The 23938-nt window shown below is 35.3% G+C and carries 18 protein-coding genes and 1 riboswitch; of the genes, 10 read left to right on the top strand and 8 right to left on the bottom strand.

What is annotated here, in order from left to right; translation table 11 throughout:
* The first annotated feature begins 3 nt into the window (after positions 1-3).
* Positions 4-675: a ribulose-phosphate 3-epimerase gene (gene rpe / locus QWY86_RS01380; RefSeq protein ID WP_290237873.1), complete on the top strand. Its 672-nt coding sequence runs from the start codon at positions 4-6 to the stop codon at positions 673-675.
* 97 nt (positions 676-772) lie between these two features.
* The gene (locus QWY86_RS01375; protein ID WP_290237871.1) at positions 773-3166 is read left to right on the top strand and encodes a TonB-dependent receptor; all 2394 of its coding nucleotides are present in this window, start codon (positions 773-775) and stop codon (positions 3164-3166) included.
* 42 nt (positions 3167-3208) lie between these two features.
* Here the strand turns inward: QWY86_RS01375 and QWY86_RS01370 are convergent, their stop codons facing one another.
* On the bottom strand, positions 3209-4435 hold the full coding sequence (locus QWY86_RS01370) for a multidrug effflux MFS transporter (protein ID WP_290237869.1): 1227 nt from the start codon (positions 4433-4435) through the stop codon (positions 3209-3211).
* A 149-nt stretch (positions 4436-4584) separates the two neighbouring features.
* On the opposite strand from QWY86_RS01370, the gene QWY86_RS01365 reads away from it, so the two are divergent.
* Positions 4585-5355: a queuosine precursor transporter gene (locus QWY86_RS01365; RefSeq protein WP_290237867.1), complete on the top strand. Its 771-nt coding sequence runs from the start codon at positions 4585-4587 to the stop codon at positions 5353-5355.
* Between the two features lie 15 nt (positions 5356-5370).
* Complete coding sequence (locus QWY86_RS01360; protein ID WP_290237865.1) at positions 5371-5814, top strand: hypothetical protein; 444 nt, start codon at positions 5371-5373, stop codon at positions 5812-5814.
* A gap of 74 nt (positions 5815-5888) precedes the next feature.
* Here the strand turns inward: QWY86_RS01360 and QWY86_RS01355 are convergent, their stop codons facing one another.
* From QWY86_RS01355 to QWY86_RS01345, 3 genes are all read right to left on the bottom strand, one after another.
* Entirely contained in the window at positions 5889-7133 is a 1245-nt protein-coding gene (locus tag QWY86_RS01355) for a homoserine dehydrogenase (protein ID WP_290237863.1), read from the bottom strand.
* A 148-nt stretch (positions 7134-7281) separates the two neighbouring features.
* Positions 7282-8340, bottom strand: coding sequence for a homoserine O-acetyltransferase family protein (locus QWY86_RS01350; protein ID WP_290237861.1), 1059 nt, complete (start codon positions 8338-8340; stop codon positions 7282-7284).
* A gap of 34 nt (positions 8341-8374) precedes the next feature.
* Positions 8375-9706 (bottom strand): O-acetylhomoserine aminocarboxypropyltransferase/cysteine synthase family protein, encoded by a 1332-nt coding sequence (locus QWY86_RS01345; protein WP_290237859.1) that lies wholly within the window; start codon positions 9704-9706, stop codon positions 8375-8377.
* A gap of 274 nt (positions 9707-9980) precedes the next feature.
* Positions 9981-10091, bottom strand: a riboswitch (SAM riboswitch).
* Between the two features lie 216 nt (positions 10092-10307).
* On the opposite strand from QWY86_RS01345, the gene QWY86_RS01340 reads away from it, so the two are divergent.
* Entirely contained in the window at positions 10308-11312 is a 1005-nt protein-coding gene (locus tag QWY86_RS01340; protein ID WP_290237856.1) for a hypothetical protein, read from the top strand.
* Between the two features lie 66 nt (positions 11313-11378).
* Positions 11379-11894, top strand: a complete 516-nt coding sequence (locus QWY86_RS01335) for a glutathione peroxidase (RefSeq protein ID WP_290237854.1) — start codon at positions 11379-11381, stop codon at positions 11892-11894.
* A 187-nt stretch (positions 11895-12081) separates the two neighbouring features.
* Here QWY86_RS01335 and aqpZ read toward each other — a convergent pair whose 3' ends face one another.
* The 3 genes from aqpZ to QWY86_RS01320 all read right to left on the bottom strand — a co-directional run bounded on the left by aqpZ (position 12082) and on the right by QWY86_RS01320 (position 14573).
* A complete protein-coding gene (aqpZ, locus tag QWY86_RS01330) occupies positions 12082-12789 on the bottom strand; it encodes an aquaporin Z (protein ID WP_290237851.1) in 708 nt (235 codons plus the stop codon).
* Between the two features lie 162 nt (positions 12790-12951).
* On the bottom strand, positions 12952-14043 hold the full coding sequence (mnmA, locus tag QWY86_RS01325; RefSeq protein WP_290237850.1) for a tRNA 2-thiouridine(34) synthase MnmA: 1092 nt from the start codon (positions 14041-14043) through the stop codon (positions 12952-12954).
* Between the two features lie 392 nt (positions 14044-14435).
* Positions 14436-14573: a hypothetical protein gene (locus QWY86_RS01320; protein ID WP_290237847.1), complete on the bottom strand. Its 138-nt coding sequence runs from the start codon at positions 14571-14573 to the stop codon at positions 14436-14438.
* Positions 14574-15322: 749 nt separating this feature from the next.
* Between QWY86_RS01320 and QWY86_RS01315 the strand changes: the two genes are divergently transcribed.
* Positions 15323-17608 (top strand): GH92 family glycosyl hydrolase, encoded by a 2286-nt coding sequence (locus tag QWY86_RS01315; protein ID WP_290237845.1) that lies wholly within the window; start codon positions 15323-15325, stop codon positions 17606-17608.
* 47 nt (positions 17609-17655) lie between these two features.
* On the opposite strand, the gene QWY86_RS01310 is transcribed toward QWY86_RS01315, so the two are convergent.
* Positions 17656-18843: an acetyltransferase domain-containing protein gene (locus QWY86_RS01310; protein ID WP_290237843.1), complete on the bottom strand. Its 1188-nt coding sequence runs from the start codon at positions 18841-18843 to the stop codon at positions 17656-17658.
* Between the two features lie 607 nt (positions 18844-19450).
* Here QWY86_RS01310 and QWY86_RS01305 point away from each other — a divergent pair.
* The 3 genes from QWY86_RS01305 to QWY86_RS01295 all read left to right on the top strand — a co-directional run bounded on the left by QWY86_RS01305 (position 19451) and on the right by QWY86_RS01295 (position 23891).
* Complete coding sequence (locus QWY86_RS01305) at positions 19451-19888, top strand: hypothetical protein (protein ID WP_290237841.1); 438 nt, start codon at positions 19451-19453, stop codon at positions 19886-19888.
* A gap of 290 nt (positions 19889-20178) precedes the next feature.
* The gene (locus tag QWY86_RS01300; RefSeq protein WP_290237839.1) at positions 20179-21603 is read left to right on the top strand and encodes a glycoside hydrolase family 125 protein; all 1425 of its coding nucleotides are present in this window, start codon (positions 20179-20181) and stop codon (positions 21601-21603) included.
* 143 nt (positions 21604-21746) lie between these two features.
* Positions 21747-23891 (top strand): GH92 family glycosyl hydrolase, encoded by a 2145-nt coding sequence (locus QWY86_RS01295; protein WP_290237837.1) that lies wholly within the window; start codon positions 21747-21749, stop codon positions 23889-23891.
* Positions 23892-23938: the final 47 nt, after the last annotated feature.

The following is a 23938-nucleotide window of genomic DNA, read 5'->3' as shown; positions in this document are numbered from 1 at the left end:
AAAATGAAACACATAATAGCTCCATCCATACTTGCTGCCGATTTTGGCAATCTACAACGTGATATTGAAATGATTAATCAAAGTGAGGCCGATTGGTTTCATGTTGATGTAATGGACGGCGTTTTTGTGCCCAATATTTCTTTTGGGTTCCCTGTTATGGCTGCCGTTAAGAAACATGCAAAAAAAGATTTGGATGTTCATTTAATGATAGTTGAGCCAGATAAATACATAGAAGAATTTGCCAAAGCCGGTGCTGATAGGATAACCGTTCATTACGAGGCTTGTACTCATTTACATAGAACAATTCAATTGATAAAAGCTTCTGATTGTAAAGCTGGAGTAGCTTTGAATCCGCATACACCTGTTATTATGTTGCAAGATGTAATTGCGGATTTAGATTTGGTGTTAATCATGTCGGTAAATCCTGGCTTTGGCGGACAAGCTTTTATCCATAATACTTATAAAAAAATTCAGGATTTGAAACGCCTGATTCAAGGTGTGAATGAAGATTTAATTATCCAGGTTGATGGAGGAGTAGGCTTGCAAAATATTGGTACATTGGTTTCAGCAGGTGCAACATCGTTCGTAGCAGGTAATGCAGTTTTTGCTTCAGAAAATCCAACGGAAACCATTTCTAAAATGAAAAGCATGACAATAAATAGTTTAAATGTTTAATTGTAGAATTGTTTAATTGTGAGGGTTTCTTGATACCTGATACTTTTATCTTGATACTAACCTAATGCTCAAATTTCGGCTAATCCTTTTTCTATTGATGGCGAGTGGCAGTTTTGCCGTTGCTCAACCTCTGGTCAGGATTTCTGGAATTGTTTATAATAATGAAAAGTTACCACTATCTCAGGTAACGGTTATCGTCTTAGGTCAAGCGCAAAGTACCGTAACTGATGAGTTTGGCGTTTACACCATTTATTCAAAATCGCGAACTTTTAGTATTAAATATTCACTTCTCGGTTATCAGCCGCAAACATTAAAATTTAATGAGCATTCTGGTGCAAGGATAACACAGCAAGTAAATTTAGTTCCGAATATTAACGAGCTGGAACAAATTAATATTACAGATAAGCAAAATCAGCTGAGTAATACAACAACCATTAATATTGGGGATGTAGCTTCAATGCCCTTGGCTTCAGGGAACTTTGAAACTATGTTTAAAATGCTACCGGGTGTATCAACTAATAATGAATTAAGTGCACAATATAGCGTAAGAGGCGGTAATTTTGACGAAAATTTGATTTATATTAACGATGTGGAAATTAACCGACCTGTTTTAATCCGTAACGGACAGCAGGAAGGATTAAGTTTTATAAATGCTGATTTAGTAACTAAAGCCAAATTCTCAGCTGGTGGTTTTGAGGCTAAATATGGCGATAAACTATCTTCTGTTTTAGATATTAAATATGATAAACCAGATAGCAATCAAACCATTTTAAGTACAAGTCTTTTAAATACTTCAATTTCCGCAAAGCGGATTTTTAGAAGGAGTTTTTTACTTGCAGGTTTGCGTTATAAAAATAATGCCAATGTTTTGATTAAACAGGATGAAAAGGGGAGTTATAGTCCCAATTTTGGTGATGTTCAGCTTTTGTACCAATATGATTTTTCTCCAAAATTTAATGTTAGCTTTTTAGGAAACCTGAATTTGGGTCAGTTTAAATTAATACCCACCAATAGAGAAACACAGTTTGGTACATTGAATACAACCTTAAGGTTAAATGTTGATTACATGGGTCAAGAGATTGATGACTATCAAACTTTGGGTACTGCGGTAACAGCATCTTATTCACCAAAACCAAATCTCGTAGTAAAATTTATCAATAGTTATTTTAATACAATAGAGCGGGAGCGTTTTGATATTGATGGAAGTTACGTTTTCGATGAAGTTGATACCAGTTTTCCAATTCAGAATTTTGGTCCTATTACAAAAAATAAAGGTATTGGCAGTTATTACAACTATGGCAGAAATAGTTTGAATACACAGATTTTTACATCAGAAATTAAGGTTGACCAAAATTTTGACAACCATGTTTTTTCTTGGGGATTAAAATTTGATAAAGCTAAATATAACGACCGATTAAATGAATATAATTATACAGATTCTGCAGGTTTTATTCTTCCAAATAATGGGAAAAACATTGTGTTGCAAAATGTTATTAACGTAGAAAATAACATCGATATAAAAAATTACAGTGCTTACATTCAGGATAGTTACTCGCTTTCAAATTATGCGGAACTTCAGCTAGGCGCTCGTGCAACTTATAGTTCTTTAAGTAGGCAACTGTTGATTAGTCCGAGAATGTTAATTGCCTACAGACCGAATACAAATAATAAAATTTTAAGGTTTACCGCTGGAGTTTATAAGCAACCACCATCTTACCGAACCATCCGTGATTTTACTGGAAAGTTGAATATTAATCAGAAGGCTCAAAGTTCATACAACACTTCTATTGGTTATGATTACGCTTTTGATGCATTTGGAACTCGCTTAAAATTTACTTCTGAAGCCTATTTCAAATATTCGGATAGATTAATCCCTTACAAAATTGATAATTTGAGGATTAAATACTTAGCCAGTGAAGTTTCCAGAGGGTACGCCTATGGTGCCGATTTTAGCGTTGGTGGTGAATTTGTGAAAGATTTGGTTTCTTATTTCCGTATGTCGGTTATGCATGCTAACGAAGATATTATTGGTGATAGCTATGTGCAAAATGGTACAACAGTTTATCCTGGGTATCTAAAAAGGCCAACCAATCAAAGATTAAATCTTTCGGTTTTCTTTCAGGATAAATTACTAAATAGTCCAACTTATAAAGTGCATTTAAATATGCTTTATGGCTCCAGACTTCCAATTGGACCGTCGCAAACGCCGAGATATTTAGATAAGTTTTATGTTTCGTCTTACAAGCGTGTGGATATCGGTTTTTCAAAAGATTTTTTGGATGATGCAGCCTCACATAAACCAAAGTTTTTAGATAAAAATTTCAATGCTGTAATTCTATTTTTTGAGGTATTTAACATGCTCAATATTGATAATACAGTTTCCTACTTATGGCTCAAGGATGTAGAAAACGTTCAATACGCGATTCCAAATTATTTAACAGGCAGACAATTTAATTTAAAATTGATTGTGAAGTTGAAGAATAAGTCTTAATCAAGTTATGTTTGTATCTTAGGTAGCTGGCATAAAATCGAATTAATGTCCAATAACGGCTGTATCTGCTGATGCTTTAACTTCGTTTTTGATAAATCTTATACCAATTAAAAGACAAAATAATGCTACAAATGCAGCAACCGTCATAACAAACGGCATTGGTACAACAGAATGTTCGCTAAATAAACTAACCATAACTGAAGCCAATGCGCCTAAACCCATTTGCAAAGCCCCCATTAAGGCAGATGCACTGCCTGCATTCTTTGTGAATGGCGCTAAAGATAACGCTGCTGCATTTGGGTTGATAAATCCTAAGCATGAAAGGAATAGCGCAATAAAACCGATGGTTGAGTATAGATTTAACCAATCGTTTAATGCAAAGGCAAGAAAAATTAAACTGAAGGCGCATTGAGCCAGCAATGCATAACTTACAATTTTTTTACTACTAAACCATTTTAATATTAAACTATTTAACTGGCTTGAGCCAATAAAAGCTACAGATAATAATGCGAAAATCCATCCGTAACCTGTTTTGCTAACATCATACAACTTCATAAAAACTGTTGGCGATGCCGATACATAAGCAAATAAACCGGAGAAGGTAATTGAGCTGATTAATGCATAGGTTGTAAACTGTGGCTCTCTTAAAACGGTTAAGAAACTGTTTATTATTGGTTTCGGTTTTAAAGAATAATTTGGATCTGGCCTGTAGCTTTCTGGTAATTTAAATATGGTAGCCAAAAGGATTAAAATTGCCATTAAGCCTAAAAACACAAAAACATATTTCCAGCCTAAGGCTGCAATTAAATAGCCTCCCGCCGTTGGCGCAAGCATAGGCGAAACTGCAATTACCAGCATTAGTGAAGCAAAAACTTTTGGGCTTTCTTCAACGGTAAATAAATCTCGAACCATGGCTACAGAAGCAACTGCCGTAGCACAGCTACCAATTGCTTGTACAAAACGAAGGATAATAAGCTGATTTACATCGGTAACGGCCAAACATAAAAACGATGATAAAATGTAAAGCGCCAAACCGAAGTATAGCGGTTTTTTACGTCCGTATTTATCAAGTAGTGGGCCATATAAAAGCTGACCAGCAGAAATGCCTATGAAAAAACTTGATAGTGATAATGCAACCGTAGATTCTGTGCTTTTTAAATCCTGGGCAATATCAACAAAGCCTGGTAAATACATATCAATAGAAAATGGGCCTAAAGCCGCTAAAGAACCCAATATTAATATAAGGAAAAAGTGTTTTTTCTGAGCCATGTTCGTTAGTTTTTTACTGGCGGCAAAGATTGGGAGATTATCTTTCTTAACCTATTTTTATTATCGACAGATTGTAAAAAGTAATTGTTTTAAAATTTTAACACATCACCATATAAATCTGATTCGATTTATTTTTAGATTTATAGGCTATGACTTTTAAAACTAAAGAAAGCCGTTTACTTCTCATCCTTGGAAGTTTTTTTGTGGCAAATGCAATCTTATCAGAATTTATTGGCGTAAAATTATTCAGTGTTGAAGAAACGCTGGGTTTAAAAAAGTTCGATATTAATTTATTTGGCGTTCCGAATCTATCTTTTGTAATGTCGGCCGGAGTGTTAACCTGGCCAATAATTTTTATCATGACCGATATAATAAACGAATATTTTGGAGTGAAACAGGTTAGGTTTTTGTCAATTCTAACTTCAATTTTAATTGCTTTCGCCTTTATTGTAGTTTGGGGTTCAATGCATTTAAGTGCAGCCGATTTTTGGGTGCATCAAAAAATTAATGGCGAAGATTTAAACATGAATAATGCTTTTGCAGGGATATTTGGTCAAGGTATGTGGATTATTGTTGGTTCAATTGTGGCCTTTATTGTTGGCCAGCTGGCAGATGTTTTAATTTTTCACAGGATAAAAAGAATAACTGGTGATAAGGCACTTTGGTTAAGAGCAACTGGCTCTACTTTAGTTTCTCAGCTAATAGATAGTTTCGTAGTGATTTTTATTGCGTTTTACTTAAATCCGCAGTATAGTTACAGTTGGGAAATGGTTGCTGCAATTGGTTTGGTAAACTATACCTACAAATTTATTGTCGCCATTTTAATGACTCCAATTTTGTACATTGTACATGCAATAATTGATGGCTATTTAGGCAATAATTTAGCTAAGAAATTAATTGATATGGCTGGCAGAGGATAATTAAAAACTTTAAATATGAAATCGAAATTCTTAGTTTTAATCGCAGCTTGCTTGCTTTTTTCTTGTAAGAGTGAATCTTCAAAAACGCTAGCTATTCAAGGTACCTGGAAATTGATTTCAGGAAGTATAACCGATAAAAAAACTGGTAAAACTAGCGAGTATCCTATGGATTTTGAAATGATAAAAATCATTAACGATACTCATTTTGCATTTCTAAAACATAGTTTAAATAAGGCTGATACTTTAGGTTTTGATGCTGGTGGTGGAAGTTATACATTAAATAATGATGCTTATGTAGAACACCTGGAATATTATGGTAACAAAAACTGGGAAGGTAAAACTTTTGATTTTAAGATAATTTTGCATGGCGATACACTCATCCAAACAGGAGTGGAGCAGGTAGAAAAAGAGGGAATTGATAGGGTAATTGTAGAAAGATATATTAAAACCAAGCCATAATGCAAAAGGTCGAAATCGCTCCGACCTTTATGCTTAACAACAAAACAAATAAAAAAATTAACCTTAAAAAAATCTTAAATCGCTGCTAGTTCTTCAGCGAAAACATTATCTGTAACTTGCTCTTGTTTGTAAATTTGCCTGCCTGTGTAAGCAATAAAAACATCCTTATCTAAAAGCAAATCGCGGTTTTTAATCAAAGCATTTAATTTAACAGTGCCAATAACATATTTATATTCGCTGGCTGCATAACGCTCACTAATGTTATCAAATGCTAAGTGGCTGATAAGATCCTCATCCGCATAACGTAAATAAACTTCCAGTAAAATATCTTCTGTATGTTTTACGCCGTTTTCTGAGTGATATTTTTTATACTCGTAACGATAATCGTAGCGTAAAGCAGCAATATCTGATAGTACAGCTGCGCCCGTTGGATGGCCACCTGCACCTTTACCAAAGAAAAACTGTTTATCAGCGAAAGCCGCTTGTACGGTTACTGCATTGTATTCATTTTCAACATTGTATAAGAAATCATCTTTAGCTACTAATTTTGGCAAAACGTAAGTAACAATATCTTTCTTATTTACCTTTCTAGCCGTTGGTACTAATTTAATTTTGAAATTCTTCTCACGAGCATATTTAATATCATAATGCGAAAGATTTTGAATACCAATGTTTAAAATAGCATCCGGATTAACAAATAAACCATAAGCATGCGCAGTTGCAATAGCTAATTTGTATTTCGGGTCGTAACCGCCAACATCTAAAATTGGGTCGGTTTCGGCAAAACCTAAATCTTGAGCTTCTTTTAAAGCAGCATCATAACGCTGATTTTCATTAAAAATCTTTGATAAAATATAATTTGAAGAACCATTGAAAATTCCGCTTAGCGCATGGAAAAGTTCATTATCATAATATTCTTCAAGGTTTCTGATAATTGGAATACTTCCGCAAACGGCACCTTCATAAAGTAATGATGTGCCATGCTCTTGTTGTAAATCAACCAACTCTTTTAAATGAGTAGCAATCATTTTCTTATTCGCAGATACTACATTTTTGCCATTCTTTATTGCTGCAGTAACAATTTCATAAGCTGCATCGGCATCATTAATTAACTCTACAATCGTATTAATTTCCGAATTGCTCAGAATTTCATTTTTATCGGTTGTAAATAAATCTTTATTTAGCGTACGCTTTTTCTTTGGGTCTTTTATTGCAATTTTTATAATCTCTAAGTTTAGGTTTTGACTTTGGATAATATCCAACAAGCCTTGCCCAACAACTCCGAATCCAAATAATCCTATTTTTAAATTTTTACTCATGATTGTATTGTAGTATCAAGTAGCGGGTATCAAGTATCAAGATATGGTTCAATACAGATTCGCTAGTTTTGTTTTTTTTAATTTGATTTTCCCTTTAGCTTTATCGCTAGTTTTCTTAAACCTTCAATTTTCCAGCCTTCAAACTTTATCAGGCCGTGTGCTGTAACTTAATAATTTTCTTATTTCTGCTTTCTTTGATAAAGTTTCCGATGATGTTTGTTAAAGCATTTGTTTCAATTAAGAAACCATCATGTCCATATTCAGAATGGATAGTTTCAAAAGCAGCATCCGTTATATTATCAGCGAGATATTTTTGCTCAGAAATAGGGAACAGAAAATCATTCTCAATACCGATAACTAGAGTATTTGCCTTAATTAATTTCAAAGCTTCTGCAATTGATTTACGATTACGACCAACGTTATGGCTATCCATCGCTTTAGTTAAATAATAGTAACTGTATGCATTAAAGCGATTTATTAATTTTTCACCTTGATAATTTTGGTAAGATGAAGCACGGAAATTATCCGTTTTATCATTAACACTTTCAACCTGGGTGCTTCCGTACGCATTGTAAGTTCTATAACTTAAAAGTGCAATGCTTCTGGCGGTTTTTAAACCTTTGCAGCCTCCATCAGGCTGATTGGCGAAAAATGTTCTATCGGTTGTTATAGCTAAACGCTGACTTTCATTAAAAGCAATTCCCCAAGGCGAATGAACTGCATTTGTAGCAACCAAAATAAGATTTTCTATTCTCGCTGGCTCAGATATCGCCCATTCTACAGACTGTTGACCGCCCAATGAACCGCCAATCAATAATTTGATTTGATTAATGCCCAAATGATTTGCCAATAATTGATGTGCTGAAACAAAATCTCTAATGGTAAATTGTGGAAACGATAGATAATAAGGTAAGCCTGTTACCGGATTTGTACTTAAAGGATTTGTGGTTCCATAGTTTGAACCCAAAACATTAGCGCAAACAATATAATGGTCGTTTGGATTAAACAAAGCATTTTGCCCAAATAAACCTTCCCACCACTCAAAAACATCAGCATTTGCGGTAAGTGCATGGCAAACCCAGATTACATTGTCTTTATTTGCATTAAGCTTTCCATAGGTTTGATACGCAATTTGAAGATCGCGAAGTTTTTTGCCGCTTTCTAATTTAAATTGTTTGGTATGATTATATATTGATGCAGTGCTCATTGTAAAAATTGTCGTGTTGTATCTAAAAAATTTATTAAGCTTGGAGGCTTTCTTCAGTAATTTTAGTGTCGATTGATGCAAAAGCTTGCTCAAAATCCGCCTTAATGTCATCGATATGCTCTATTCCAACTGAAACTCTTAGTGCATTAGGCTTTACACCAGCTGCTAATTGTTCAGTTTCACTTAATTGCTGATGTGTTGTAGCTGATGGTTGAATAATTAATGTTTTAGCATCACCAACATTGGCTAAGTGAGATACCAGTTTCAGATTATCAATAACCTGCGTAGCATTCGCTTTAGTTCCCTTTAACTCAAAGGTTAAAACACCACCAAAACCATTGCTAAGGTATTTTTTAGCCAAACCGTTATATTTACTGCTTGCTAAACCAGGATATTGAACCTCTTTAACCAGTGGATGATTTTCTAACCAAATGGCTAATTCCAAAGCATTATCTACATGGCGTTGAACCCGAAGTGATAAGGTTTCTAAACCTTGAAGCAACAAAAATGAATTGAAAGGAGAAAGTGCAGGGCCTAAATCTCTTAAACCCTCAACTCTCGCACGGATAATAAATTGAATATTCCCAAACGGGCCGCCGATGCCGAAAACATCATTAAAAACTAAACCATGATAACCTAATGATGGCTCTGTGAACTGAGGAAATTTCCCATTGCCCCAATTGTAATTTCCGCCATCTACAATTACACCACCAATACTGGTTCCATGACCACCAATCCATTTCGTTGCAGATTCTACTACGATATTTGCACCATGCTCTAATGGTTTAAATAGATAACCACCTGCACCAAAGGTATTATCAACAATTAATGGGATATCATATTTCTTCGCAATAGTTGCGATTTTCTCAAAATCAGGCACGCTAAACGCAGGATTACCGATGGTTTCTAAATAAATAGCTTTTGTACTATCCGTAATTTTTTCTTCAAATTCTTCAGGTGTATCTGGATTTGCAAAATCAACCTGAATGCCTAGACGTTTGAATGAAACTTTAAATTGATTGTAAGTTCCACCGTAAATATGTGAAGATGAGACAATACTATCTCCCGCTTGTAAAATATTATGCAAAGCGATGAATTGTGCGGCTTGTCCGGATGCTACAGCAAGTGCAGCAACGCCGCCTTCCAAAGCAGCAATTCTTTTCTCAAAAACATCGGTTGTTGGATTCATCAAACGAGTGTAAATGTTACCAAATTCTTTCAGTGCAAATAAATTCGCACCATGTTCGGCACTATTAAATCCGTAGGATGTTGTTTGGTATATCGGAACAGCTCTTGAACCTGTTGTTGGATCTATTTCTTGTCCTGCGTGTAGCTGTAAAGTTTCAAATTTATATGAGGTTGACATAATTTCTGGACTATTGATTAAATGAATGTTTGAATAACTGGGCTGAATCAAGGAAAACCTAAATTCTAATATGGCTTCGTATCCCGATTATTCGGGACCTTCCAATTTGAAAAAGAAACAAGAGTGGAAGATTTTTAGATTACTGTATGCAACAGCACATACAAGTAATCGCCTGCATTTCAAAACACATTAATTTAATAGACGAAATTTCTACCTTTTGGAGTTTTGTACTGGATTCGCTTTGCGATTGAAGATTTAATGTATTCATCAGTTAAATTTATATCTCCAAATAACACCATGTTATTTGGTCAGGAATTGGCACCTTCTCTTTCTGAGGGTTGCCAGTGGGTCTTAGAGCCAGTCTCTCGCCACTTCTTTATAAATCAATCTGATAAAAAGATTGACTTTTATTTAGCTTGTTTGCCAAATAATATTTCAAATGTCTGAATTTATTTTTAATTCACAAAATAAAATTCTGATTTTTATTTAAAATATTGAATATGAGAATAATAGATAGAGTTTGGAGGAATAATTTTTTTTAAATTTATATAGAATTAACCGTAATGTTCTAAGTTTGTATTACCTATAAATCTAATCCTCTATGAAAAATCTAAAAATCATTCTCTTAACATCATTATTATCTGTAGCATGCATATCAGCTAATGCACAATTCGGTGGCTTAAAAGATAAATTATTAAAAGTAGGAACCACTCAAGGCGCCAAAGCATTGGGAGTAGACAAATTCTTGAAACAACCAGAGGCAATTTCTACAAATTTTGAGGATGTAAATCGAGAAGGCGAGCAGATGCCCGAATTCAATGCATCAGCAAAATACCAACCATTATATCTTCTTCCAAGAAATACTGAAGGCGGTTATATTTTATGTGATGGTTTTTATGAAATGACGAATAAAAGTTATTGCTTAAAAGCCGGAACATTTGCACCATCGAAGGGTGATGGTTATATGTTTGCACCAGTTTTGGGTCCGAAAGAACAAATTGTAATTTCGGTATTAAGAAGCGCTGAAAAACATCAGGATGTTAAACAGCATGATATTCAGGTTTTACTATGGACAATTATTGCCAGAACAAAATTTGCTGATTACGCCGGACAAGTTAAACTCACTGCTATAAAATTACTTACACCTAAGCAGCTTACCCAATTAGAAGGTGGCGCATTGGGTATATTGCCTTTCGATGTTATGGAGAAAGCTAAAGACCAATTGCCATCTGGTGTAAAAGCGGTTTTCGAAGCTGAAAATAATATCCGACAATTGGTTTCTTCTGGCAATTACACCTATGCTGATATGGAGAAGTATGCAATCCTTGCAGGGATGGCGCCTACAAGAGCGGATGTACCAAGCGGCATCTGGACTAAACATCCTGATGGTTACTACATTCGTTATTTCCCTTCTGGCTATTCGATTACAAAAGTTCAAATTTATGTGCCAAAAGAATTAGTGGCAAATGGTAACAGATTGATCTATGATGCAGTTGGCGATATTGCTTGTCCGGCAAACACAGGTTCACAACGTTTGGCACAAACCAACGAACCATTAAATGCTAATTATTCTGCTAAATTGTCTACTATTTGTAATCCTAAATAGATTTGAAATAAAAAGCACGTTCAAAAAACTATTTGTACCTATATTCGTATATAAAATAAACATAAAATGATAAGCACGATTTTAATTCTATTAAACTTTTTGGTTCCAAACCCACCAAAAAATGTTTACGATTTCAGCTTTAAAACAATCGATGGTAAAGAAATAAAACTATCGAAATTTAAAGGCAAAAAAATTATGATAGTTAATACTGCATCTAAATGTGGTTATACGCCACAGTACGAAGATTTAGAAAAACTTCAAAAGCAGTATGGTAAAAAAGTTGTTTTAATCGGTTTTCCGGCTGGTAATTTCGGTGGACAAGAATTCTCTACGAATGCAGAAATTAAAGAATTTTGTACCGGAAAATACAATGTTTCATTCTTACTTGCTGAAAAAAGCAGTGTAAAAGGTGATGATATTAGTCCTTTGTTTAAGTATTTAACAACGCAAACTAATACAGAAGAGCAAGGTGATATTAAATGGAACTTCGAAAAGTTTTTAATCAACGAAAAAGGAGAGTTGGTTCATCGTTTCCGTTCTAAAACTAAGCCTATGGATGAGGCAATTGTAAAAAATCTTTAGGTATATGAAGATGTTTGATGGAAAATGGAATGATTTTCTATCTGAAATAAAAAGGTAAAATGGAGAGTGGGTTTTATTCAATCTTCCATTTTACCCTTTTTTATTGAATAATGTCTATACTGATGAAAAAATGATAAATAATAGAATTCGTTTTATTCCATCCTCCATCTTACCTTTTCCATCTTCATTAGTTTTTCTCTAAAACAGTTTTCCAAACTACAGCGCTTAAAATTGCCCCAACAATCGGAGCAGCAATAAACATCCAAACTTGTTTTAATGCCTCGCCACCCGCTAAAACAGCAGGACCGATACTACGAGCCGGGTTTACAGATACGCCAGTTATTTTAATACCAACAATATGAATTAGCACTAAGCTTAAACCTATTGCTAAACCTGCAAATCCGCCATTAATGTTTTTGGTAGATGTAGAGCCAAAAATCACCAATAAAAAGATGAAAGTAAATACTGCTTCAGCTATAAAAGCTGCCGTAGAATTGTACTCGCCCAAATAACCTTTTCCCCAACCATTTGAGCCTAATGCCCATTCTTTCATTGCGAAAGTTGCTTGGTTACTTACAATTAAGTATAATAAGCCTGCACCAGCAATTGCACCTAAAATTTGTGCAACAATGTAGTAAGCTGCTTCGCTGGCTTTCATTCTGCCGGCAAAAACCATCCCGATAGATATTGCCGGATTAATATGGCAACCAGAAATGTGCCCGATTGCATATGCCATTGCAACAACGGATAAACCGAAAGCAAAGGATATGCCCAACAAGCCAACGCCCGTTGTACCATCAGCACCGGCAATTACTGCGCTACCGCAACCCATTAAAACTAATACTAAAGTGCCAAGAAATTCGGCGCTAAATTTTGAGAATTTACTCGTTTCCATTTAAAGTTTTTTTATAGTTAAAAAATTAAATAGGAATGAGATGCTGCAAATGTAGCCTAAAAATTACGATTTCAAAATTTTTGCAAATTTCAAATTGCTGAATTAAGTAAAACAAAAAAAAGCCGACTTAAAGTCGGTTTTAAAATATTGTTAAAGATGATTTTAAACTAAAAATCCACCACCTAATAAATCATTTCCTTCGTAAAATACGGCCGATTGTCCAGGGGCAATTGCAGAAACATTGTGGTCAAAAACTACACGCATTCTGTCTTTTTCCTGAACAATTGTACTTAACATACCCGCATCTTTATAACGGATTTTTGTAATCACGTCGTTCATTGGCTCTTCAATGCTTGCATATTTTATCAGGTTAATGTTTCGGACCATAGCTTCTTTACGTTCCAATTCATCAGCTCTGCCTAAAACAACGGTATTACTTTCTGGTAAGATTTGAGTAACAAACATTGGCTCGCCAAAAGCAACGCCTAAACCTTTGCGCTGACCAATAGTATAAAACGGATAGCCTTTGTGTTGACCGACAACCATTCCATTGCTTAATATGAAATTTCCACCCGCAACACGTTCTTCTAAATCTTCAACCTTATGGCGTAAGAAAGCTCTGTAATCGTTATCCGGCACGAAACAAATTTCGTAACTTTCAGATTTTTTGGCCAATTCCTCTTGCCCCATATCTAAAGCCATTTGCCTTATATCTGCTTTTGCGAAACTACCTAATGGAAATTTTGTACGCGAAAGGTTCTCTTGCGAAACGCCCCACAAAACATAAGATTGGTCCTTATTTTCGTCTTTACCTTTCGAAATTACATACCGTCCACTATCTTGCTGACGGATATTTGCATAATGTCCGGTTGCGATGAATTCACAATCTAATTTGTTGGCACGTTTCAATAAAGCTTCCCATTTGATGTGTGTATTACATAAAACGCAAGGATTTGGCGTTCTACCAGCTAAGTATTCATCAACGAAATTATCGATAACATAATCGCCAAATTCATCGCGAATATCTAAAATATAATGTGGGAAACCATAATTTACAGCAAGTGTACGAGCATCATTAATACTATCCAACGAGCAACAACCAGTTTCCTTACTACTCCCGCCCGATGATGCATAATCCCAGGTTTTCATGGTCAGGCCAATTACCTCGTAACCCTGCTCATGTAGCATAACTGCAGCTACCGAACTATCAACCCCGCCACTCATGGCTACCAGAATTCTACCGTGTTTACTCATCTTAAAATTATTGGACGCAAAAATAAGGTTTATTTGCCTCAATTTAAGCAAAGCAAGTCAGTTACTTGTAAAAAGGGAAATGCGTATTTGTTAATTTTTGATTTTTTGAAAAGCAAAAACTGGCTGAGAATTTATGTTTGCCATTCGTATGTTGTTTATGAATAGCCAAGCAAAAATATTTTTTTGAAAAGCAAAATTACGTACAAGTTAGCGTTAGTCCAGCCTTTTGCTCATACGCCTGCAGGCCTTAACCACAAGGCCGGTATCCGCTTCAATCTGGTTTAAAAACTTAAACCTGTGCACAAAACCTGCAACCTAAATCTACAACCTTTGCCGTCATTTCGATTGGAGCGCAGCGGAACAGAGAAATCTTTGAACCTAATTTAAAAGATTTAGCTTCGCTGAGCGCTTCGTGGTTCTCCGCTACGGTCGTAATGACGGTTATGTAGTAATTCTGCAACCGAAACAGGCAAGTCGTATCGTCCATTTCGATTGAAGCGCAGCGGAACAGAGAAGTCTTTGAACCTCATTTAAAAGATTTAGCTTCGCTGAGCGCTTCGTGGTTCTCCGCTACGGTCGTAATGACGGTTATGTAGTAATTCTGCAACCGAAACAGGCAAGTCGTACCGTCATTTCGATTGAAGCGCAGCGGAACAGAGAAGTCTTTGAACCTCATTTAAAAGATTTAGCTTCGCTGAGCGCTTCGTGGTTCTCCGCTACGGTCGTTATGACGGTTATGTAGTAATTCTGCAACCGAAACAGGCAAGTCGTACCGTCATTTCGATTGAAGCGCAGCGGAACAGAGAAATCTTTGAACCTCATTTAAAAGATTTAGCTTCGCTGAACACTTCGTGATTCTCCGCTATGGTCGTAATGACGGTTATGTAGTAATTCTGCAACTGAAACAGGCAAGTCGTACCGTCATTTCGATTGAAGCGTAGCGGAACAGAGAAATCTTTGAACCTAATTAAACATTTCACCTTGTAGCTGCGTCTTGATATCTATCACGGTCGAAATGACGGTTATGTAGTAAAACTGCAATCTAAACTCGACATAGCGGAAATACTTTTTGGTTCATTAACTTTAATCACTTACAATAATTAACAAAAAGATTGAAGCATGTGGCGGGGACAGGAGTAACCGACAAGCACAAACATGCTTTTCTAAAAATTTATTCAATCATTTGTATTTTTTTAGATAGTTAATCGATTTAGTTTAACTTTGGCTTAGCAATTACAGATAAATTAATACCTTAGAATTTTAAAATTTTAAAACCGATATGATTAAAAAAATTATTTTGCCTTGTTTACTGTTTACGGCGGTTTTCGCTTCAGCACAGCAGAATTTGGTTCAATATGTTAAGCCAATAATTGGTACGTCTAAAATGGGCCATACTTATCCTGGTGCTACGGTTCCATTTGGTGCGGTACAACTTAGCCCCGAAACCGATACTTTATCTTATGAAGTTAATGGCAAGTACAATGGCAACGTTTACAAATATTGTGCGGGTTACAAATACGAAGATAAAACCATTACAGGCTTTAGCCATACGCATTTTAGCGGCACAGGCCACTCGGATTTAGGCGATTTTTTAATCATGCCAACTCAAGGTAAACTGCAATTAAATCCAGGTACAGCAAGCGACCCAAAATCTGGCTATCGTTCGGCATATGCTCATGCTAATGAAGTTGCAGAAGCTGGTTATTATAAAGTTAAGCTTGATGATGATAACATCACGGCCGAATTAACTGCTACAACCCGAGTTGGGATGCATCAATACACTTTTCCGAAATCAGACCAATCGCATATTATTCTAGATTTGATGGCTGGAATTTACAATTATGATGAAAAAACCGTTTGGACTTACGTTCGTGTTGTAAACGATACTTTAGTAACAGGTTATCGCCAAACAAATGGTTGGGCTAGAACCAGAACGGTGTATTTTGCAATGAGTTTCTCGAAAGCTTTTAAAGGCTATGGTCGTAAAAGTTACGATGCAAAGCAAGCGTACAGAGGTTTTTGGGGTAAATTTAATCAGGATAAAAACTTCCCGGAGATTGCTGGTAAGAAGCTTAAAATGTATTTTGATTTTGATACGGAAGAGGGCGAAAAAGTAAAAATCAAATTTGCCTTGTCGCCGGTTAGTCAGGAAAATGCATTGCAAAATTTGCGTGGCGAAATCTCTGGATGGGATTTTAGCAAAGTTAAAGCACAAGCTCAAAGCATTTGGAATAAAGAATTAAATAAGATTCAGGTTAATGCTTCGAATGATAACAAAATTAACTTCTATACCGCTTTATATCATGCCTTTATAAACCCAACCGTTTACACAGATTTAAATGGTGAGTATAAAGGTTTAGACCAAAATGTTCATAAAGCGGATGGTTTTACAAATTATACAACTTTCTCTCTTTGGGATACTTACCGGGCACTACATCCATTTTTTAACATTATGCAACCGGGAAGAAGCAACGACATGGTGAAATCGATGATGGCACATTACGAGCAAAGTAGTTTACATATGTTGCCAATTTGGTCGCACTATGCAAATGATAATTGGTGTATGAGTGGTTACCACAGTGTTTCGGTTATTGCTGATGCCATTATTAAAGGAACTTACAATGGCGATGCAAATAAAGCTTTGGATGCTTGTATTACAACGGCAAATCACCGCGATTACGAGGGTATTGGTTATTACATCGATAAAGGATTTATTCCTTCAGATAAAAGTGGAGTTTCAGTTTCGAACAATTTAGAATACTCTTATGATGATTGGGCCATTGCACAATTAGCGAAAAAGTTGAACAGAACGGATGTTTACAACGAGTTTACCAAACGCTCTAACAACTGGAGAAATAACTGGGATAAAGCATCGGGCTTTATGCGACCAAAATTAGCTGATGGCACATTTAAAAAAGCGTTTGACCCGAAAGATACTGAAGGGCAAGGTTTTATTGAGGGTAACAGCTGGAATTACAGTTTCTTTGTTCCACATGACCCAGCCTCATTAATGGAAGTGATGGGCGGTAAAGCGAAGTTCGCTTCGCGATTGGATACTTTATTTACTATGCATTTGCCAGATGAATTTTTTGCGCATACTGAAGACATCACCCGCGAAGGTATTATTGGCGGTTATGTACATGGTAACGAGCCTGCGCATCACATCGCATATTTTTACAATTGGGCTGGTCAGCCTTGGAAAACCCAGGCACAAGTTCGCCACATTTTAAATATGCAGTATAAACCTACGGCCGATGGATTGGGTGGAAACGATGATTGCGGACAAATGAGTGCATGGTATATGTTCTCTTCTTTAGGCTTTTATCCGGTTTCACCAGGTTCTGATGTATATTCATTGGGTAGCCCGGCCGTTAACAATGCAGTTTTAAACCTTGAAAACGGAAAAACCTTTACCGTTGAAGCAATTAAACAAAGTCCTAAAAATGTTTATGTAAGCAAAGTGGTTTTAAATGGTAAAGAAATTACCGATTACCAAATTAAGCATAGCGATATTACAAATGGTGGTAAGCTGACGTTCTATATGTCGGCAAAGCCGAAGAAATAAACATCCCATAGATTAGCTAGCCCCGAAAACTTCGGGGCTTTTTTGCTTTATAGATATCTCAACCACCAATTACGGTGGGTTTCTTTATACTTTTTGAACCATTTACTAGGATAGTAAAGTGATGCAACTACTACAATCCAAATCGTATAAACTATCCATAAGTTATAGCCAAAAGTAGCCGGACGAAAAAGAAAAGGCATTTGTATAATTTGTGAGGTGGTATTTCCTTCGAGAAAAAATAATGCAACCAAAATGGTGTGCAATATGTAAAAATGCAATATGTAATAGAAAAACGGAACTGAGCCATAAACAGCAAGCATTTTGCTTAACTTACTGCTTGCCTCTTCCATTAAAGCCAATAGCAATAGCGCTACTCCAATCGTCATACTTGTATATTGTAACGATGGTGGATATTTGCTAACGTTAAAAAAAGATAATAAATTTTTAGCCAAATCATGGTATTCTTTTCTTGTAGAAGGATCACCATAAATACTTAATAAACGAAGTGCTACAAAAAGTATCAACGCTAAAGCACCAAAATTTAGTAAATTCCTGTTTCTTTTAATGGGATTATAATCCTTCGCAAACCATTTTCCGGCTGCGTAACCCAAAAACATGATTCCTGTCCATGGTAAAATTGCATAAAACACGCCAACAAAGTGAGTATTTCCTATAGGAACAACCGTTCCGAAAGCGGTGAAAAAAACTTTTAGGGTTAAGTTGAGGCCTTCATCTTTTGGTGCAGGCAAGAGGTTAAAAACATTATGCCCGAAAACTAACAGGAATCCCAAAATCAATACCAAATTGTAAGAAATCCGACTGAAAATGGCCAACAAAATCATACTAATTCCAATTGCCCAAATTACCTGGAGTATAATAAAATTATAGGTTGGATTAAAGGTTAAACCGAATGTAACAATTGCTATTTCTACAAAAACTAGCCACAAGCCACGCTTAAATAGAAAAGAACTTGATTGGGATGGCGTTTTATTTTGAGCAGATAAGTAGGCTGATAGTCCTGATAGGAAAACAAATGTAGGTGCACAAAAATGTGTAATCCATCTTGTGAAAAATAGAATTCCAGTAGTTGTATCAGGGTTAAGTGGGTCACCAGTCATTGCATTAATGTGAAAGAAATCTCTGGTGTGGTCTAAAGCCATAATTACCATAACGAGGCCTCTTAAAATATCAATAGAAACAATCCGTTTTGATAAAAGCGTTTGGTCAGCATTCATTTAATTTGAGACGACAATAAGTTTAGGGATGGTTAGATTTGCTTATTGTAGTTTTAAAGATACATTGTTTTAAATAATTGCACGAATATATATAGCAAAAAAATGTAGCTTTCATATTGAATTAGAAAGATTTAGGAATTTATTCCTATAAGGAGTATGCAGATGATTGTGGATAACTCAGTTATTAAACTGCTGATATATTAATAAAACTGGCTACAATAGGAGGAAAGCATATTTTATTGATTATAAGTATGTTAATAAAAATACTCAATTATGTTAATAATGCTAAAATTTTATTTTTTAGGTTTATGTAAGTCTTTTTATTATCCCTAAACTAATGGCTTTCAGGTTGTTGTAGTTACGATAAGAATCTAAGTCATAAAACTATGTTCAAAATGCTCAAAGTGTGCACTGCAACAATGTGTTTATGTTCACGAAACAACCACTTCGTTACCATTTTTTATCCTGTCGAAACCGCTATTCCTCCCGCTATACAATACACTTATAATCTATTTCAAACTCATAAGAATACAACTAAAAACTTATTAAAATCTCCGCTTCGTATTGAGTTCGATATAATAAAAAATTAATCCTTAAACACATTCTCATGATTGCATCATCACCTATCAAATCAAAGGCAAGTATATTAAAAACAGTATTGCCTGTAACTCAATTTAAAGAGTACAAAAGTCAAAATAATTTCTTGGGGAGAGGTACCACCAATTATATGTATTCTAATGATTGTATTGAAAGTATTATTAACGATTATGAGGCATTGGTTTTCTACATTACTAACGGATTCAAACCAGATTGGCTCCCTCAGGATAAGGTCTTTAATCCAAAAGAATTCTTGGTATTTCTCTACACCAACCATACAAATCTATTTTTAGAATTTATTCAATCACTTAAAAATGACACTAAACTTTTGACAAGAACAATTAAGCTGATTAATAAAAATACATTCAACTTCAACCAAACTTTTAAATCAGAAATAAATAACCATGCAGACTGTGTTAAACTTAATATTGATTGGTTATTTAAATAAACTTTATAGACAATTTTATAAATTCTGCCATACAAATGAGCAATTCTAAATGCTAAAAATTTCCTCCCGAAGCATTTGCTTGTAATATCTTTGGTACGTATTGAAAAAACGATTTAGGAATGCCTTAATTGCCTTTTTTGATTTTGATCTTCAGAAAATTTTAATATATATTTGTTTTAGTTCTAACCGGAATATTTTTTATCTAGTGCATCTGCAAAAAAAAATATAATGCATTTTGCGCTTGTCTTTTTCAGTAAGAACAACCTAAAATCAATACACAAAGAATAACTATGAAAAGAAGAACTTTTATTCAAAACACGGGCTTATTAGGCGCAGGTGTTGTGGCATCTAAATTTTCTTTTGCCGCAGAATTAGCTCCAGAATTTCCGATAGTAAGAGTTGCTGAAGGTAAAAGACATTTTAAGAGTAAAGCAATAGATAGTGCAATAAAAACATTTCAAAGTAAGGTTAAAAATCCAGAATTGAATTGGTTATTTGAAAACTGCTTCCCCAATACTCTAGACACTACGGTTTATTATTCTGATAAAAATGGTAAACCAGATACTTATGTAATTACTGGTGATATCGATGCAATGTGGCTACGCGATAGTTCTGCCCAGGTTTGGCCGTATTTACAATTTGTTAATGAAGATGAACCGTTAAAAAAGTTAATTGCTGGTGTTATTAGCCACCAAACGCAGTGTGTTTTAAAAGACCCATACGCCAATGCATTTTATGGTGATGCCAACAAAGTAGGCGAGTGGAAGACAGATCGTACAGACATGCAAGCTGGCGTACATGAGCGCAAATGGGAAATTGATTCATTATGTTATCCAATTCGTTTGGCTTATCACTACTGGAAAAAAACCGGAGATAAAGCTCCCTTTGATGCAAACTGGAAAAAAGGAATTGAGGCAACGCTAAAAACTTTTAAAGAACAGCAACGTAAAACGAATAACGGACCTTACCACTTTCAGCGTAATACACCTCATCCTACGGATTCATTGCCTATGGCGGGTTATGGTTTTCCGGTAAATCCAGTTGGTTTAATTTGCTCTGCTTTTCGCCCAAGTGATGATGCAACTATCTTTCCATTCCTGATTCCTTCAAATTTCTTTGCTGTAACAAGTTTGAAGCAGGCTGCAGAAATGATTAAGGCTCTGCAAAGTGATGCTGCTTTAGAAAGTAATTTATTAAATCTTGCTGATGAAGTTAGCGCTGCTATACAAAAGCATGCCATTGTAAATCATCCAAAATATGGAAAAATTTATGCTTTCGAAGTTGATGGATTTGGTAGCTCTTATTTAATGGATGACTCTAACGTACCGAGTTTATTGAGTTTGCCTTATTTGGGCGCTGTTAAACTTGATGATCCGATTTATCAAAATACAAGGAAGTTTGCACTTTCTTTAGATAATCCTTATTTCTTTAAAGGAACAGCGGCAGAAGGTATTGGCGGTCCACATGTTGGACAAGATATGATTTGGCCGATGAGTATCACTATGAGGGCTTTAACTTCTACTGATGACAAAGAAATTAAGTGGTGTATAGAAACTTTACAGAAAACCCATGCTGGTACAGGCTTCATGCATGAAGGTTTTCATAAAAATGACCCTACCAAGTTTACTCGTTCTTGGTTTGCATGGTCTAATACCTTATTTGGTGAGTTACTCTGGAGAACTTACAATGAAAAACCTGCTCTATTAAAAGTTTAATTGTTAGCCCGTCTTCAATAAAATGAAGCGGGCTTTTTCTTTTGATACATAATAAATCGATTTAGGGTAATGATAATGCTACCTTTTATCTCTAATAATCCAATTATTTATTTTTGATTTTCCAACCCAAATATATTTATCTAATGAAAAGTTTAACCAAGCCATTTATTTATGGAATGCTGCTTTTATGTCTAATATCTGCATCTGCAAAAAGCCAAACCTTTACAAAATATGTTAATACATTTATTGGTACAGCACCTTTAACAGATCCTAAAATTTTAGGTTATGAATTGCCCAAAGGTTGGCGTTCTTGGGCAGGATTAACATTTCCCGGAACATCCTTGCCAAACGCAATGGTACAGTTAAGTCCAATGACTGAATATGGCTCTGGTGCAGGTTATGAATATGAAGATTCTTTTATTTTAGGTTTTACGCATACCAATAAGGGCCACTGGAATCTGTGTAATATTCCGATTTTACCAATGTCAAACCCAGGTGAAAAGTTTGGTTCAAAATTTTCACATCAAAAAGAAAGTTCAGCACCAGGTTTTTATCAGGTCTACTTAGATGATTACGATGTAAATGTTAGTCTTACATCAACATTAAGAGCTGGTTATCACAAATACGAATTTAAGAATAATACAAACAGGCAAATCCTTTTCGATATGGGGAAAGCCAATAGCCGTGTTTCAACCTGGAATATCGAACAAGAGGGCAGGAACGTAATTAAAGGTTTTCAGGGAGGAGAGAACGTTTATTTCTACGCAATCATCAACACAAAAATAAATAAACTACAAAAAACTGAAGAGGGTAAAAGAACAGGTTATGCAATTGCATATTTAGCAGATGGTAATGCTGCTCCTGTAGAACTTAAAATAGGTTTATCTTTCGTAAGCACGGAAAATGCAAAAGAAAATTTAATGGCAGAAATTGGCAAAAAATCATTTGCTATAATTCGAAAGGAAGCAACCTCGAAATGGGAAACAATATTATCATCTATACAAGTTAAGGGCGGAACTGAAAAGCAAAAAGTTATGCTATATTCTTGCTTATACCGTTCATTCTTATGGCCGGCTTTGCGCAGTGATGTTAATGGACAATTTACAGATGCAAATAGAAAAGTTGTAAAGGCAGATTTCAATTATTATACCGAACCATCTCTGTGGGATACGTACCGAAACAAAGATGTTTTGCTAGGATTGATTTCACCTGAGGTTACGCTTGATGTTATAAAATCAATGAAAGATGTAGGTGACAAAAAAGGGTTTATTCCAACATTCTTCCATGGCGACCATGGTTCTTCTTCAATTGCAGGCGCATATCTTCGCGGTATCGATAAGTTTGATATTAACGGTACTTATCAAATTTTATTGAAAAACGCCAATACCCCGGGCGGTGCAAGACCTCACGTAGAAGAATACATTAAAAAAGGTTTTATTTCTGACCCAGATGTTCAGAACCCACATGTTGAAACTAAAGCTGCTGCTGGTGTTTCTAAAACTTTAGAATATGCTTATGATGATTATTCCGTTGCCCAAATTGCGAAGAAATTGGGTGATACAGCGAATTACAGAATTTTAATGGCTCGCTCTAAAAACTATAAAAATATGTTCGACCCATCTACCAGATTCATGCGTGGTAAATTGGCTGATGGTTCTTGGATTACCCCATTTAATCCACAATATCCATATTATGAATATATGTATAGAGAGGCCAACGCATGGCAAGTTTCGTTTTTTGCTCCGCATGATATGCAAGGTTTAATCGAACTTTATGGTGGCGCAAAGGGTTTCGAATCGAAATTAGATTCGCTATTTACCGTTCCTTGGAATCCAAATTATATTGCAAGAAATGTAGAAACGATGATTGGACAATATTGCCACGGTAATCAACCCGACCATGAGGCGCCATTTTCTTATCATTTCATCAACAAGCCAGAAAAATCACAAAAAATACTAGATACTATTATGAATGCCCTTTACGGAATTGGTGATGAAGGTTTAGCCTTGTGCGGTATGGATGATGCCGGTGAAATGTCATCGTGGTATGTATTTAGCGCTCTTGGAATTTATCCATTTTCGGCTACAGATGCAGAATATATCGTTACGGCACCGCTTTTTGATGAAGTTAAATGGCGTACAAGTAGTGGCAAAATTATCACAATTAGTAAACCGACTAAGGGGAGAGGTTTAAAATCAATTAAAGTTGATGGTAAATTAAATAATGGATATTTCGTTTCTCATGATTTATTTAAAAACGGTGGAAATCTAGAAATTTTGACTCAATAGCAACCAAGTATATCATTAAAGCTATTAAAAAGTGCATTTGAATATAA

Origin of the sequence: Pedobacter aquatilis, assembly GCF_030409415.1 — a bacterium.
In the GTDB taxonomy this organism is placed as follows: domain Bacteria; phylum Bacteroidota; class Bacteroidia; order Sphingobacteriales; family Sphingobacteriaceae; genus Pedobacter; species Pedobacter aquatilis.
The sequence above is the reverse complement of the archived record's forward strand: the minus strand, read 5'-3'. Positions and strand labels throughout refer to the sequence as shown.

Bases quoted from the DNA above. Each gene is read 5' to 3' on its own strand.
- mnmA (WP_290237850.1), bottom strand. From the start codon at position 14,043: ATGAGTAAACACGGTAGAATTCTGGTAGCCATGAGTGGCGGGGTTGAT.
- QWY86_RS01375 (WP_290237871.1), top strand. From the start codon at position 773: ATGGCGAGTGGCAGTTTTGCCGTTGCTCAACCTCTGGTCAGGATTTCT.
- QWY86_RS01370 (WP_290237869.1), bottom strand. From the start codon at position 4,435: ATGGCTCAGAAAAAACACTTTTTCCTTATATTAATATTGGGTTCTTTA.
- QWY86_RS01295 (WP_290237837.1), top strand. From the start codon at position 21,747: ATGAAAAGTTTAACCAAGCCATTTATTTATGGAATGCTGCTTTTATGT.
- QWY86_RS01315 (WP_290237845.1), top strand. From the start codon at position 15,323: ATGATTAAAAAAATTATTTTGCCTTGTTTACTGTTTACGGCGGTTTTC.
- QWY86_RS01320 (WP_290237847.1), bottom strand. From the start codon at position 14,573: ATGAGGTTCAAAGACTTCTCTGTTCCGCTGCGCTTCAATCGAAATGGA.
- QWY86_RS01360 (WP_290237865.1), top strand. From the start codon at position 5,371: ATGAAATCGAAATTCTTAGTTTTAATCGCAGCTTGCTTGCTTTTTTCT.
- QWY86_RS01350 (WP_290237861.1), bottom strand. From the start codon at position 8,340: ATGAGCACTGCATCAATATATAATCATACCAAACAATTTAAATTAGAA.
- QWY86_RS01310 (WP_290237843.1), bottom strand. From the start codon at position 18,843: ATGAATGCTGACCAAACGCTTTTATCAAAACGGATTGTTTCTATTGAT.
- QWY86_RS01300 (WP_290237839.1), top strand. From the start codon at position 20,179: ATGAAAAGAAGAACTTTTATTCAAAACACGGGCTTATTAGGCGCAGGT.
- QWY86_RS01335 (WP_290237854.1), top strand. From the start codon at position 11,379: ATGATAAGCACGATTTTAATTCTATTAAACTTTTTGGTTCCAAACCCA.
- rpe (WP_290237873.1), top strand. From the start codon at position 4: ATGAAACACATAATAGCTCCATCCATACTTGCTGCCGATTTTGGCAAT.
- QWY86_RS01355 (WP_290237863.1), bottom strand. From the start codon at position 7,133: ATGAGTAAAAATTTAAAAATAGGATTATTTGGATTCGGAGTTGTTGGG.
- QWY86_RS01365 (WP_290237867.1), top strand. From the start codon at position 4,585: ATGACTTTTAAAACTAAAGAAAGCCGTTTACTTCTCATCCTTGGAAGT.
- QWY86_RS01305 (WP_290237841.1), top strand. From the start codon at position 19,451: ATGATTGCATCATCACCTATCAAATCAAAGGCAAGTATATTAAAAACA.
- aqpZ (WP_290237851.1), bottom strand. From the start codon at position 12,789: ATGGAAACGAGTAAATTCTCAAAATTTAGCGCCGAATTTCTTGGCACT.
- QWY86_RS01340 (WP_290237856.1), top strand. From the start codon at position 10,308: ATGAAAAATCTAAAAATCATTCTCTTAACATCATTATTATCTGTAGCA.
- QWY86_RS01345 (WP_290237859.1), bottom strand. From the start codon at position 9,706: ATGTCAACCTCATATAAATTTGAAACTTTACAGCTACACGCAGGACAA.